Source organism: Pseudomonas sp. FBCC-B545, from assembly GCF_059134095.1.
In genome coordinates this window covers 6,058,282-6,073,046 of the sequence record NZ_CP101441.1, presented here as the reverse complement: position 1 = coordinate 6,073,046, position 14,765 = coordinate 6,058,282, and the positions used below count along the sequence as shown (strand labels likewise).

Sequence of the window (14,765 nt, the reverse complement as noted above, 5' to 3'; positions counted from 1 at the left end):
AGAGCCTGACCATGACCCTCCTCAGCCGTTGCTTTCTGGTCCTGGGTGTAATGCTGGCCGCCGCCTGCGCCCAGCAACCCGCGCCATTCGTTCCACCTGCCGAGCGGCCGATACTGGCCAGCGAAGCGCCGTGGCCGAAGAACCATTTCCTGGGCATTGCCTACCACGACGTCTCGGACAACGACCCCGACCAGGCCGTGGTGGCGGTGCGTACCGAACGTTTGATCGAGCAACTGGCCTGGCTGCGGGAGAACGGTTACCAGGCGGTCAGCGTCGACCAAGTGCTCGCTGCGCGCCGGGGCGGGCCGACGCTGCCACCCAAGGCCGTGATGCTCAGCTTCGATGACGGCTATTCCAGCTTCTACACCCGCGTGATGCCGATCCTGCGGGCCTACAACTGGCCGGCCGTGCTGGCGCCTGTGGGCAGTTGGATCGATACGCCGCTGAACCAGCCGGTGGACTTCGCCGGTACACCACGGGCGCGGGGCGACTTCCTGACCTGGCAGCAGATCCGCGAAGTGTCCCAGTCGGGCCTGGTGGAAATCGCCGCCCATACTGACGCCAATCACAAAGGCATCCTCGCCAACCCCCAGGGCAACCTCGAGCCGGCCGCCACCACGCGTCGCTATGACCCGGCAACCCGTCGCTACGAAACCGAAGCACAGTTCCAGGCACGGATGCGCACGGACGTCGCGGCGATCTCCAACAAGATCCGTACCGTCACCGGCAAGTCGCCGCGGGTGTGGGTGTGGCCTTACGGCGCGGCCGACGGCACCACCCTGGCCGTGGTGGGTGAACACGGCTATGAGATGGCGCTGACCCTCGACGACGGCCTGGATGATTCGAACAAGCTGATGAACAGCCCGCGCTTCCTGGTGGCCTCCGACCCGGATGGCGAACACTTCGCCAGCAGCATGGTCGCGGTGCAGGCCAAGGCGCCGCTGCGCGTGCTGCACGTGGACCTGGATCATGTCTATGACCCCGACCCGGTCCAGCAGGCGCACAATCTCGACGTACTGGTGCAGCGCGTGGTGGATATGGGCGCTGTCACCGTGTTCCTGCAAGCCTACGCCGACCCCAAGGGCGATGGCCTGGTGCATTCGCTGTACTTCCCGAACCGCCACCTGCCGATGCGTGCCGACCTGTTCAACCGTGTCTCCTGGCAGCTGCATACCCGTGCCCACGCCAGCGTGTTTGCATGGATGCCGGTGCTCAGTTTCGCCCTCGATTCCAAGCTGTCACGCGTCACCCGTTGGGACCCGCAAACCGGCAAGGTCGGCACCGATCCGGATCAATACCAGCGCCTGTCACCCTTCGACCCAAAAGTGCGCCAGATGATTGGCGAGATCTATGAAGACCTGGCGCGCACCAGCAACAGTGCCATCGACGGCGTGCTCTACCACGACGATGCGCTGCTCAGCGACTTTGAAGACGCCAGCCCCGCCGCACTCAAGGCCTACGCCGCACAGGGCCTGCCGGACAACATCGCCGCGCTGCGTGCCGACCCTGCGCTGATGCAACGTTGGACGCGCTTCAAGAGCCGCTACCTGATCGACTTCACCAACGAGTTGACCGTCAAAGTCCGTGCTATTCGCGGCCCGCAGATACTCACTGCGCGCAATATCTTCGCCGAGCCGATGCTCAACCCTGGCAGTGAAGCCTGGTTCGCGCAGAACCTTGATGACTTCCTCCAGACCTATGACTGGACGGCGCCCATGGCCATGCCGCTAATGGAAGGCCAGTCGCTCAAAGACTCCAATGCCTGGCTGGAAAAACTGGTAGCCACGGTCAAGGCGCGCCCCGGCGCCCTGGATAAAACCATCTTCGAGCTGCAAGCCAAAGACTGGCGCACCAAGGCCGCGCCGGATATCAGCGCTACGCAATTGGCGCAATGGATGGGTGTACTCAAACGCCAGGGCGTCACCAGTTTCGGCTACTACCCGGACAACTTCCTGGAGAACTCCCCGGACTTGAAGACCATACGTCCGGCTCTTTCCAACCAGTGGAATCCTTAGATCATGATCGACAGAATCCTGGCTATATTCGTGTTGGCACTGGTGTTGGGCTTGCCCCTGGGCCTGATCTTCCTGGTGACCGGGCAGTTCCTGATGGACTTCGTGTTCTTCTACCCGCTGTTCATGTCGGCGCTGTGGATTGCCGGCGGCTTGTACTTCTGGCTGCACTGGGAGCGCCATTGGCCGTGGGAAGCAGACACGCCTGCGCCGATCCTGGCCGGCGAGCCGCTGATCTCGATCATCATTCCTTGCTACAACGAGGGCGATAACGTCGCCGACACCATGGCGGCCGCATTGGCCCAGGTGTACCCGAATATCGAAGTGATCGCCGTCAACGATGGCTCCAGCGACAACACTGCTGCAGTGCTTGACGCCCTGGCGCTGCAACACCCGCGCCTGCGCGTGCTGCACCTGGCGCAGAACCAGGGCAAGGCCGTGGCCCTGCGCATGGGTGCCGTGGCTGCGCGCAGCGAATACCTGGTGTGCATCGATGGCGATGCCTTGCTCGACAAAAACGCGGCGGCCTACATGGTCGCGCCGATGCTCGAGAACCCGCGCCTGGGCGCCGTCACCGGCAACCCACGTATCCGTACCCGCTCGACCTTGATCGGCCGGGTGCAGGTGGGTGAGTTCTCCTCGATCATCGGCTTGATCAAGCGTACCCAGCGGGTGTTCGGGCGAATCTTCACGGTCTCGGGAGTGGTGGTGGCGTTTCGCAAGAAGGCGCTGGACCGCATCGACTACTGGAGCACCGACATGATCACCGAAGACATCGATGTCAGTTGGAAGCTGCAACTGGATCACTGGTCGATCTTCTACGAGCCGCGTGCACTGTGCTGGATCCTCATGCCCGAGACCGTCGGCGGCCTGTGGAAGCAGCGGCTGCGCTGGGCCCAGGGCGGCGCAGAAGTATTGTTCAAGAACATCCGTGGCATCTGGCAATGGCGCCATCGCTACCTGTGGCCGCTGCTGTTCGAATACTGCCTGTCCACCGGTTGGGCGTTCACCTTCCTGCTCTCGGTGGTCTTCTGGGCCATGGGTAAATTCGTCACCCTGCCGGCGGCCATTACCGTCGACTCCCTGGTGCCGCCCGCGTTCACCGGCCTGGTGTTGGCGATGGTGTGCCTGCTGCAGTTTGCGGTGAGTATCCTGATCGACCGGCGCTACGAAAAAGACCTGTGGAAAACCCTGTTCTGGACCGTGTGGTACCCGATGGTGTTCTGGCTGGTGAGCCTGTTCACCACGCTGGTGAGCTTTCCCAAGGTGTTGTTCAACCAGCATCAGAAGCGCGCACGCTGGGTCAGCCCGGATCGCGGTATCAAACCTGCCCGAGAGGAGGCGTGAGCATGAAACTGGTCAGAACTCGCCAAAGCCCTGTGATGTGGATCATCGATGTGTTGCTGACCTTGCTGGCCTGGGGCGGGCTGGTCTGGCTGCTGGCACGTGGCATCGGCGCCATGCTCGAGACCCATGGCGGCCCACGCATCGAAGCGCCGATCTTTGCCGCGCTCAACACCTTGCAGATCTACCTGTGGATCGCCTTGTTCAATGCCTTGATCCTGATCGGCTGGGCGCGCTATCAACAGCGCCGCGGCCGCCAGTTTGCCCAGCGTCGCGCCGAGGCCAACGCCCTGAGCGACAAGCACCTGAGTGAAAGCTTCAATCTGGGCGATGGTCACCTGGAGCAGTTTCGCAAACCCGGCGTGCTGGTGATCCACAATAACGAGGAGGGCGGTGTGGAAGACGTGAAGTCCCACGTCTCTCGCGACGTCGAACGCCCCGGCCTGGCCCTGGTGCCCGGCACTGACAAAGACAAGGGCATTGGCTGACCTAGGAGTACCCAATGTGGGAGGAGGCTTGCTCCCGATAGCAGAGTGTCAGTCACCCTATATATGACTGACACACCGCGATCGGGAGCAAGCCCCCTCCCACATGTAAGATTTCCAGCCCATTAATTGCAGTGGTTCAGCCTCCCTCCCTGGAATTCCGATAAATGGGATCCAATTCACAAAACCCTCGCGAACTTTTCTCCCTTCCTCGGTACTAACCTATCTCGACGCAGCTTGATGGCTAAATAATGGCAATCAAAAATTCATTCGTCGAATCGCCATCAAAATAGTCGCCACTTGTCGGAATAATCACTCCGTGTGCCCGGCCAAGACTCTTTTGATGAAAATTTATTATTAATAATCAATAGGTTAAAAGACTAACCCATCGAAAGACCCAACTTTGCCCGTTTCTAGGCTAGCGGGAAGTTCGATGTTAGTTTGCCGGCCCTTGATTTTCGATGGATCGAACATGTCCTCACTATTGCCACGGACTCGGTTTCTTGTATGCGCCTTGCTCACTTGCCTGAGCCTGAACAGCGCATTCGCCGCCCCCACGCCTGGTGACCAGGACCTGATCCGCGACCGGCAAAACCGCCTGCTCGAAGAGCAACAGCGGCGCCTCCAGGAACTCCAGGACCTGCCCGGTAAAGCGGACAAGCCCCAAGCCCCGGCAACGCCTGCCGACACTCGCTGCTTCCCGATCAAAGACATTGAGCTCAAAGGCGCCGACAGCCTGCCGGCCTCCGACCGCGAGCGCCTGCTCAAGCCTTATATCGGCCAGTGCCTGGGGGTGTCCCAGCTCAACGAACTGCTCAAGGCCATCACCGACTACTACCTCGGCAAAGGCCGCGTCACCAGCCGTGCCTACCTGCCGCAACAAGACCTCTCCAGCGGCCACCTGCAAGTGCTGGTGGTCGAAGGCAAGCTCGAAGCCCTGCGCAGCGCCGAAGGCAGCACAGTGACCGAGCGCGAACTGGCCATGGCTTTTCCCGGCAAGGTCGGCGAGGCGTTGAACCTGCGCGAGATCGAGCAACTGGTGGACCAGCTCAACCGCCTGCCGTCCAAACAGGCGCAGATGGAACTCACCCCCGGCAAGCAAGTCGGCGGCAGCGACGTGGTGGTCAAGAACACCGCGCAGAAACCCTGGCGCGCCAGCCTGTCGCGCAATAACGACGGCCAGAAAAGCACCGGCGAACAGCAATGGGGCGCCGGCCTTGAGTGGGACAGCCCGCTGGGCCTGGGTGACCAACTGATGTTGCGCGGCGGCCACGATGCCATCAGCGACCACCAGAAAACCTCGAAAAACACCATGCTCTACTACAACGTGCCGTGGGGCTGGTGGAACTTCAGCTACACCTACAGCGAAAGCGACTACCGCACCTACGGCAGGACCGACGACTACAAATATAAGCAGGACGGCGACAACCAGAACCACCAACTGCGCGCCGAGCGGGTAATCCACCGTGATGACGTGAGCAAGACCTCGGTCAACGTCGGCCTGGCGCACTTGCGCACCAACAACTACGTCCTCGATGTGCGCACCGCGCCCAGCAGCAACCGCCTCAGTGAACTGCAACTGGGCATCAACCACGGTCGGCGTATCGGCAGTGCCTTCGTCAACCTCGACCTCGGCATGCAGAACGGTATCGGCTTGTTCGACGCCCAGTCTCAGGAAGAGCGTGACCCCATTGGCCGGCGCCAGCCCAATTCGCGCTACCGCAAATACACCGCCACCGTCAGCTACCTGCAACCCTTCAGCCTGTGGGGCGAGTCTTTCAGCTTCAGCAGCCTGGCCACCGGGCAACGCAGCGAAGACCCGCTGTTCTCGCCCCAACGCATGAGCCTCGGCGGCTCGGCGTCGGTGCGCGGCTTCAAGGACCAACTGTTGACCGGCGACAGCGGCGGCTACTGGCGCAACGAAGTGCGCTGGGCGCGCCCGGTGACCCTCGACTGGATGCGCCCGGCCTTCTTCGAATACGGCGCCAGCGTCGGCTATGACCAGGGCGTGATCCGCAACGACCGTTACAACGACAACGTGCATGGCCGGGTGTCCAGCAACTCCCTGGAGCTGTTCGCCCGCGGCAAAAACGTCAGCACCAGCGTGACCTTTGCCCACTCGCTGGAAAGACCCGGTGTAGTCACCGAGCGCGAAGCGCCGATCTACTTCCGCATGGATTTCTTCCTGTAATTCAACGCCCCGCTGCAACGAGAAACTGACAATGGATGTTCGCCAATTTGCCTTCCTGGCCCGCCAACCTTCTGCTGCCCTGAAGCCGCGCAACTCGTTCTTCGGCCTGCCTAAGCGCGGGCTGGTGCTGATCCTGGCCAATGCGCTGTTCTGGCAGCCGCTGCTGGCCCAGGCCGAAGGCATCGTGGTCAGTGCGCCGGGCACCACCGTGGGTGCGGCGGGCAATGGCGTGCCCGTGGTGAACATCGCCACGCCCAACGGCGCGGGCTTGTCCCATAACCAGTTCAAGGACTACAACGTCGGCCCCAATGGCGTGATCCTCAACAACGCCAACGGCGCGATGGTCAACACCCAGTTGGGCGGCTACATAGTCGGCAACCCCAACCTCAAGGGCGGCACGGCCAGCGTCATTCTTAACGAAGTCAACGGCGGTAGCCGCAGCCAGTTGCGCGGCTATACCGAAGTGGCGGGGCAGTCGGCCAAGGTCATCGTCGCCAACCCCTACGGCATCACCTGCAGCGGCTGCGGCTTTATCAACACCCCCAACGTCACCTTGACCACCGGCAAACCGGTGATCGACCAGAACGGCCAACTGCAGCGCTACCAGGTCGATGGCGGCGCCGTGACCATCGACGGCGAGGGCTTGAACGCCAGCAACGTCGAACGCTTCGACATCATCACCCGCTCGGCCAAGATCAACGCACAGATCAACGCCCGCGAACTCAACGTGATCGCCGGCCGTAACGACGTCGATGCGCAAACCCTGAAGGCCACGGCCCGCGCCGACGACGGCAGCGCCAAGCCTGAGCTGGCGATTGACTCCTCGGCCCTGGGCGGCATGTATGCCGGCGCGATCAAACTGGTGGGCACCGAAGCAGGTGTGGGCGTGAAGCTCGACGGCACCCTGGCGGCCAGTGGCGGCGACATCCAGCTCGATGCCAATGGGCGCTTGAGCATGGCGCAAACGGTGGCCACCGGTAACGTCAAGGTCACCGCACAGAACGTCGACCTCACCGACAAGGTCTACGCGAACGGCAACGTGCAGGTCACCAGCGCCCAAGCCTTGGTCAACCAGAAAAGCGTGGCCGCCGGCCAACGCATCGAACTCAACGCGGCCACGCTGACTAACGCTGGCATCATCGAAGCCGGCGTTGCCCCCGACAACAGCCGCAACACCACCGGCGACCTGGTGGTGAATGCGCAGACCGTCAACACCAGCGGCAACCTGCTGGCCAGCCGCGCACTGGCGATCACCGCCGCACAGGCGCTGACCAACCAGGGTGCGATCATCCAGGCCAAGACCGTCGAGGTCAGCAGCGCCAAACTGACCAACCAGGGCGCCAGCGCACGCTTGTTCGGCGAACAAACCCTGGCGATCAGCTCGCCGGCCATCGTCAACCTTGGCGGCCTGATTCGCTTCGGTGAAGGCCAGGCCGCCACGCTCAACAGCGCCTCTCTGGACAACCGCCAGGGCCGTATCGAAATGGCCGGTGGCAGCCTGGTGCTGACCAGTGCCGACCTGAACAACAGCGGCGGCCAAGTCATCGCCAACGACCTGACGGTCAACGCCGGCAAGCTCAATAACCAGAACGGCGTGCTGGTGGCCAAGACCGCCACCGTCAATGCCAGCGACCTCGACAACAGCCTCAAGGGCCTGATCCAGGCCGACGGCGGCGCGCTCAACCTCGCCGTCACCAATGGCTTCAACAATGCCCAGGGTTTCGCCCAGGCCAGCACCGACCTCAACGTCAGTGCCGGCACCCTCAGCAGCAATGCAGGCGGCGTACTGAGCGCCGACACCGGCAAGCTGACCCTCACCGCCGCGCAACAGCTCAACAACGCCCAGGGCCGCTTACAGGCCGGGCAGGGCAATATCGAACTGCACGCCGCGAACCTGGATAACCGGAACGGCGTGATCGTCGGCAAACAACTGCTGCTCGACGTGGCTGGCGGCGATATCGACAACCGCGCCGGGCGCGTATTGGGTGACCAACTCGACGTGCGCGCCTCCGGCCTCGACAACCGCAACGCCGGCCTGCTGGCCGGTGGCGCCCAGGGCGTAAGCCTGCTGCTCAAAGGCCCGGGCCAGTTGCTCAATGCCCAGGGCCGCATTCAGAGCGAAGGCCTGCTGCAACTGCGCGGCGAACGTTTCGACAACAGCGCTGGCATCCTGCTCGGCCAAACCGTCGATGTGACGGCGAAAAGCTTCAACAACAGCAACAAAGGCGCGCTGGTCAGCGATGGCGGCGACGTGGTGCTCAACGTCAGCGACCTGCTGACCAACGTCGGCGGCCAGATCGACGCGGGCGAAAGCAGTGTATTGGTCAAGCAACTCACCACCCTCAACAACAACGGCGGCACCTTGCGCGGCAAGCGCCTGGACATCACCGCCCAGCACCTGAATAACAACGACGACGGCCAACTGCTGGCCGGCGACGGGGGCTTGAACTACAGCGGCCAGGATGTGAGCAACCGCAAGGGCCTGATCCTCAGCGGCGGCGCCCTCACCGAATTGCACACCACCAGCTTGGATAACCAGGGCGGCACGGTGCAAGGCGACAGCCTGACCGTCACCGCTGACAGCGTGAACAACGGCAGCGGCGGCCTGATGGCAAGCCTGGTCGGCAACCTGCAACTGACCGTCGAAGCCCTCGCCAACCGTGGCGGCAAACTGTTCGGCAAAGAACAAGTGACCGTCAGCGGCGCCAGCCTCGACAACAGTGAGGGCGGCCAGATCAGCGGCAACCAGCTCAACCTGACCTCACGCGCCACCCTCACCAACCAGGGCGGCCTGATCGAAGCCAACCAGGGCCTGAGCCTCAACGGCGGCAGCCTGGATAACAGCGCAAGCGGCCAACTGCGCGCCCTCGGTGGCGCCACCAGCAGCCTCAACCTCAGCGGCGCGCTGAACAACCAGAACGGCACCCTTGAATTCGGCAGCCAGGCCTTCAGCCTCGACGCCGTCAGCCTCAACAACCAGGCCGGCCAGATCCAGCACGCCGGCACCGGCCTTTTCCGCGTCAACACCGCCAGCCTCTCCGGCAGCCAGGGCGACATCCAGGGCATGGGCACCGCCGACTGGGCGTTCGGCAAGGTCGACGGCCTGGGCCGCGTGCAGCTCAACGAAGTCCTTACCTACAAGAGCGACCAAGGGCTGACCCTCAAGGCCGGCGACCGCATGGCCAGCGGCAAGGGCTTGGTCCTCAACGTGGCCAGCCTGGACAACGGCGGCGAACTGCTCAGCGACGGTGACATCAGCATCACCACCGGTGACCTGACCAACAGCGGCCGTGTATCGGCCTTGCAAACACTCATCGTCGCCGCCAACAACCTCAGCCAGAACGGCGGTCGCCTGGCGGCCACCAATGCCCGCCTGACCCTGGGCGGCACCCTGGACAACCTCGGCTTCCTCACCGCCCGCCAGCAACTGGACATCGCCGCCGCGCAAATCAACAACCGTGGCACCCTCGGTGCCCAGGGCGCGGTGAACCTCACGGCGGTCAACGGCATTACCAATGCTGCCGATACGCTGCTGTTCAGCGGCGGCGACATGACCTTGCGCAGCAATGGCTTCAGCAACAGCTATGGCGACGTCTACAGCAAAGGCAACTTGAGCTTCGCCGCCCGCGATGGCGGGCGCGCCGTGCTGTTCAGCAACCGTTCCGGCACCGTGGAAAGCGAAGGCTCCATCGGCATCAATGCAGGCTTCATCGAAAACGCCAAAGACGAATTCGAACTCGGGCAAACGCTGACCACCGGCAGCCTGTATTGGGTCTGTGGCCAGCATTGCGACGAGAGCGACAACTGGGAACGTGGCGAGATCACCATCTACGAGACGTACCTTGAGGCGGCGACCAAGGATTCGGTCGCGGCGCGCCTGGTGGCTGGCAAAAACATGCTGCTGCAAGGCGACAATGTGCAGAACCGCTACAGCCTGATGGCCGCCAATGGCGACCTGAGCATCACCGCCGGTGACCTGCTCAACCAGGGCGCGGCCACGCGCACGGGCCAGCGCAAGCTTGTCATCAGCACGCCAGGGCACGTTCCCGACGATCTGTTCGAACGCATGCGATATGTCGACGTGCCCGCGTTCAATGCGGCCACGGCGGCTGGCAATTTCGACAAGGCGCGCTTCGAAGAACTGAAAAGCCGCTCACCCAATAGCCGGCCTTTCGCCTACGCAAGTGACGTCACCACCTGGACCAACAACGGCGGCCCCGGCTACGACGCCACCCTGCAAGCGGGCGGCACGGTCAACCTCAACGTCGCCCGCACCCTGCAAAACGGCACGCTGCACAACAACACCCTGGCGCAGTTGACCGGCACCCTCGGCGACGACCAGACCGGCATCCCCGTCGGCGGCATCAACATCAACCTGAGCAAACACGCCAACGACCCGAGCGCCCAGGCGCCAGGCAGCGTGTTGCCCGTCGTGGGCGTGGCCCCCGGCGGCGGCTTCGTGCCCGTGGACTACACCGGCACCGCCTTCGCCCCGGTCGATCCCACCACCTCGCCCACCTTCCAGTTGCCCAAGGGCGAGTACGGCCTGTTCGTCAAGAGCGCCGACCCCACCAGCCACTACCTGATCGAGACCAACCCCGAGTTCGCCTCCGTATCCGGCTTCCTCAGCTCCGACTACATGCTCGGCAAGCTCGGCTACACCTCCGACGACGCCTGGCGCCGCCTCGGTGACGGCCAGTACGAAACCCGCCTGATCCGCGATGCTGTACTCGCGCAAACCGGCCAACGCTTCCTCGCCGGCGGCCTGTACAGCGACGCCGACCAATTCCGCTACCTGATGGACAACGGCCTCGCCAGCAAAGACGCCCTGCGCCTGAGCCTGGGCGTGGCGCTCACCGACCAGCAAGTCGGCGCCCTGACCCACGACATCGTGTGGATGGAAAACCGCGTCATCGACGGCCAGACCGTGCTCGTGCCGGTGCTCTACCTGGCCCAGGCCGACTCGCGCAACGTGCGCGGCAACAGCCTCATCCAGGGCCGCGACCTCAACCTGGTCACCGGGGGCGACCTGATCAACGTCGGCACCCTGCGCGCCAGCAACAACCTCTCCGCCATCAGCAGCGGCAGTATCTACACTGGCGGCTTGGTCGAAGCTGGCAACAACCTCAACCTGCTGGCCCAGGACAGCATCCGCAACGCCATGGCGGGAGAAATTCGCGGCAAGCAAGTCAGCCTCACAGCGCTTAAAGGCGACATCACCAACGACACCACCGCCATCCAGGTGCGTGACGGCGTCGGCATGCGCACCCTCACCGACACCAGCGCCGGCACCATCGTCGCCCGCGAAAACCTCGCCATCGACGCCGGCCGCGACCTCACCAACCGAGGCGCACTCACTGCTGGCAACGACGCTAACTTAACCGCTGGCCGCGACCTCAACCTCATCGCCGCCAGCGACACCAGCGTCAAACACGAGACCCGCGACGGCGGCGAGAAATCCAGCATCACCACCGACGTCAAAAACCTCGCCGCCAGCGTCATGGCGGGCGGCAACCTCAACATGCAGGCCGGGCAAGACGTCAACATCATCGGCAGCACCGCCACCGCCGGCAAAGACCTCAACATCGCCGCCGGCCGCGACCTCAACGTCGCCTCGGTCAGCGACATGCACAACGTCGAGGGCAAGGAAAAGCACGGCAAAAAACGCATCAAGACCTCGGACGACCAGACCACCCAAGTGGCAAGCGTGCTGACGGCGGGTGGGGATTTTGTCAGCCAGGCGGGGCGTGACACCACGATCGTGGCGAGCAGGATCAGTGCGGGGAATGAGGCTTATCTGTATAGCGGGGATAAGTTGAACCTGCTGGCGGCGCAGAACAGCACCTACAGCCTTTACGACATGAAGGAGAAGGGGGGCTGGGGCGCGAAGAAGACCAAGCGTGATGAGGTGACCCACGTTACAAATGTGGGGACTGAGATCAAGACTGGTGGTGATCTGGTACTCAAAAGTGGAGGCGACCAGACCTATCAACTTGCCAAGCTTCAGAGCGGCCGGGACATCACTTTGGATAGCGGTGGCGCGATTACCTTTGAGGCGGTCAAGGATCTACATCAAGAAAGCCATGAAAAAAGCAAGAACAGCCTGGTTTGGACCAGCGCCAAAGGCAAAGGAAATACTGACGAAACGTTGCGCCAGAGCCAGCTGATTGCGCAGGGACAAGTGGTTATTAAAGCCGTAGATGGCTTGAAGATTGACGTCACGCATGTTGATCAGCAAACGGTTAGTCAGGCCATTGATGCAATGGTGAAGGCAGATCCGCAGTTGGCTTGGCTGAAAGAGGCTGAGAAACGTGGGGACGTAGACTGGCGCAGGGTTCAGGAGGTTCACGATAGCTTCAAGTACGACAACTCCGGCCTCGGCGGAGGCGCTGCGTTAGTTATTGCAATCATCGTTACATATTTCACTTGGGGAGCGGGGGCTGGCCTTGTGGGCGCCGCTTCCACGACCACAACCGGACTTGCTGCTAACTCTGTTGTCACCGCCGTGGCAGTAAAAGGTGCGACAAGCACTATAAATAATCGGGGTAATATTTCAGACATTGCCAAAGATGTTACCTCTGGAGATAGTATTAAAGGGTACGCAATTGCGGGGCTGAGCGGCGCAATTGCTAAATTCGCGGGCGTTACGGGTAGCCTTACAGCTTCAGATTTAGGGCGGCAACTTGCTGTTAATTCTGCCTTGAGGACAGTCACGAGCGGCGGCAGTTTTACAAAAAATGTTGGTCAAGCAGCAATCGATCTGACAGCCAGCGTTCTTTCTGGAGTGATTTATGAACATGTGGGCACAGAGTTAAGCGGTACGGGCCTAAGTACAAAAGTTGCTGTACATGCGATAGTTGGTGGGTTGATAGCAGAAGCCGCTGGAGGAGATTTTACAGCGGGTGCCATCGCGGCAGGTGCGAACAAAGCACTAATACAGACATTCGGCGCTGAAATGTTTCCTGGCGAGGCACATGACCGCGTGCTAGCGATGACCTCGCAACTAATAGGAATGACAGCGGCAGCAGGGTTAGGTGGCGATGCCAAGGATCAGGAGGTTGCTGGGTGGGTAGCACAGCAAGGTACAGTTTATAACTATCTTGAACATTCGGATGTGAAGTCTTTTGCGTCAGATATGAAAGGCTGTGGAAAAAATGGAATATGCCAGGAAAACAGATGGAATAATGAACGCTATAATGAAGAGAGTATTTATAATACGGAGAATGCGCTCAGTATCACCAGCTCCATGTTGGCAAAAGATAAACTCCCGGGCGTAATTGTTGCGCTTGATGAATTGATGTCGATTGATTGCCAAACTACGGTATGTGAAGGGTATAAAACCGAACTCATTAGTCGTTCTGTCCTCGTGGCAGGGCATCTGGCGAAACAGATTGCCGACTGGGGGCCGTCAATGGATCGGCTAGCTTTGTTAAGTGGAGGTGCAACTGGTGGTGGTAAGGTTGAGCCTAGGTCCCGGTTGCCGGGAGAGGTCGATCCCGCTGGATTGGTCCAGCTTGAGAAAGCAATAAAATATTTGAAAGATACAAAAGGACCTTCTTCAGGCTTGGTGTTCGGAGATACGAAAGTTGTAGGCACCGGCAAGCCTGCTGCAAATGATGCGAGCTTCAGTGTTCCCAAAGGGTACACGCAGGGGGCAGACGGCGTGGTGACAGGCCCCGGTGGAGGAATTTACAAAGCCACCGGAACGCTTGATAGCAGCGGCAATCAGATCTATCTGGGTGGCAACGGCAACTACTACACGCTTACAGCAGAGAGCTCAACGCGAATCGTTTCACCCAATCCGTCGCTAGAAATTGGAGCAACGGGAAGAATTGGAGAGGAAGCATTGAAACCTCTAGGGGGCCAATCTCAGGTAACCTTCCAAACAACACAGGGCGCTCGTGTTGTTGATCAACTAGCTCCAGGTAGCATTGCTCATGAATCTAAGGTCGGATACACATCGCTTGATGCAAATACAGCGTTGCAAGTTGCTAAGGACGCTGAGTTATTGAGACGCGGCTTGGTCAATGGGGTAACATGGAACTTCTTCAAAAGTCCCGTTACAGGCCGTGTTGGACCCGCAGCGGCACTAGAAAAAGCGCTGTCCGAAGCGGGTATTAAGATAAAGGTGCATTAACCATGAACTTCACAACAGCCTATTCGCCAGTTACAACAGCATTTGTATCTATGAGCGCCAAAGATAGAGATGCTTTTTATAAATGGTTCATGCTTAACAAACCTTACTGTTTGGATGAGTTGATCCACACCGTTTGGCAGACCCTTGGATATGAAGGCTGGAGTGCGGATTTCTCACCTGAGTCGCTGGGTTTGTTAGGTGAGTGGCTTTTTTTCATAATTACTACAAAACGTCATTCCCTAAGAGAACATCACGTTGAGAAGAATTTTCTAAGTGGCGTGGATAAAGTCGAAGCTGACCTTTTGTCAGATCAAGAAAAGTCATTGGCTGTTATGGTTGGTATGTATTACGGGGATGTTGCCGTTAGAAATAATCCAGAGCTCAGTTGGGTTCAATTAAAAGGCAGCAAAAAAGAGGCAGATTATGGCCAGCCTGTCATATCTGGTCCAGGCTTACTACCTACAAATCCTGTAAGAATTTCTAATGCATTCGCATGCGGGATTGCCGATGGATCCAGAAGTGGAAGCCGACTTCGAGAGACATACGAGTATTGGATGACTTTGGTAAAGAGGTATAATGCGTAATTGAGATCATAG

6 protein-coding genes are annotated in these 14,765 nt (G+C 60.5%); all 6 read left to right on the top strand.

The window, feature by feature from the left end; translation table 11 throughout:
* Positions 1–11 precede the first annotated feature (11 nt).
* The 6 genes from pgaB to NMB39_RS27880 all read left to right on the top strand — a co-directional run bounded on the left by pgaB (position 12) and on the right by NMB39_RS27880 (position 14,753).
* Positions 12–2,015: a poly-beta-1,6-N-acetyl-D-glucosamine N-deacetylase PgaB gene (gene pgaB, locus NMB39_RS27905; RefSeq protein WP_494339778.1), complete on the top strand. Its 2,004-nt coding sequence runs from the start codon at positions 12–14 to the stop codon at positions 2,013–2,015.
* A gap of 3 nt (positions 2,016–2,018) precedes the next feature.
* The gene (gene pgaC / locus NMB39_RS27900) at positions 2,019–3,359 is read left to right on the top strand and encodes a poly-beta-1,6-N-acetyl-D-glucosamine synthase (RefSeq protein WP_494339779.1); all 1,341 of its coding nucleotides are present in this window, start codon (positions 2,019–2,021) and stop codon (positions 3,357–3,359) included.
* Between the two features lie 2 nt (positions 3,360–3,361).
* The gene (gene pgaD / locus NMB39_RS27895; protein WP_043049161.1) at positions 3,362–3,844 is read left to right on the top strand and encodes a poly-beta-1,6-N-acetyl-D-glucosamine biosynthesis protein PgaD; all 483 of its coding nucleotides are present in this window, start codon (positions 3,362–3,364) and stop codon (positions 3,842–3,844) included.
* Between the two features lie 469 nt (positions 3,845–4,313).
* Positions 4,314–6,032 (top strand): ShlB/FhaC/HecB family hemolysin secretion/activation protein, encoded by a 1,719-nt coding sequence (locus NMB39_RS27890; RefSeq protein ID WP_494339780.1) that lies wholly within the window; start codon positions 4,314–4,316, stop codon positions 6,030–6,032.
* Between the two features lie 31 nt (positions 6,033–6,063).
* Entirely contained in the window at positions 6,064–14,169 is an 8,106-nt protein-coding gene (locus NMB39_RS27885) for a two-partner secretion domain-containing protein (protein ID WP_494339781.1), read from the top strand.
* 2 nt (positions 14,170–14,171) lie between these two features.
* Positions 14,172–14,753 (top strand): hypothetical protein, encoded by a 582-nt coding sequence (locus NMB39_RS27880; RefSeq protein WP_494339782.1) that lies wholly within the window; start codon positions 14,172–14,174, stop codon positions 14,751–14,753.
* Positions 14,754–14,765 lie beyond the last annotated feature (12 nt).

Excerpts from the sequence above, each read along its gene's own strand:
- NMB39_RS27880 (WP_494339782.1), top strand. The coding sequence starts at position 14,172 with ATGAACTTCACAACAGCCTATTCGCCAGTTACAACAGCATTTGTATCT.
- NMB39_RS27890 (WP_494339780.1), top strand. The coding sequence starts at position 4,314 with ATGTCCTCACTATTGCCACGGACTCGGTTTCTTGTATGCGCCTTGCTC.
- pgaB (WP_494339778.1), top strand. The coding sequence starts at position 12 with ATGACCCTCCTCAGCCGTTGCTTTCTGGTCCTGGGTGTAATGCTGGCC.
- pgaD (WP_043049161.1), top strand. The coding sequence starts at position 3,362 with ATGAAACTGGTCAGAACTCGCCAAAGCCCTGTGATGTGGATCATCGAT.
- NMB39_RS27885 (WP_494339781.1), top strand. The coding sequence starts at position 6,064 with ATGGATGTTCGCCAATTTGCCTTCCTGGCCCGCCAACCTTCTGCTGCC.
- pgaC (WP_494339779.1), top strand. The coding sequence starts at position 2,019 with ATGATCGACAGAATCCTGGCTATATTCGTGTTGGCACTGGTGTTGGGC.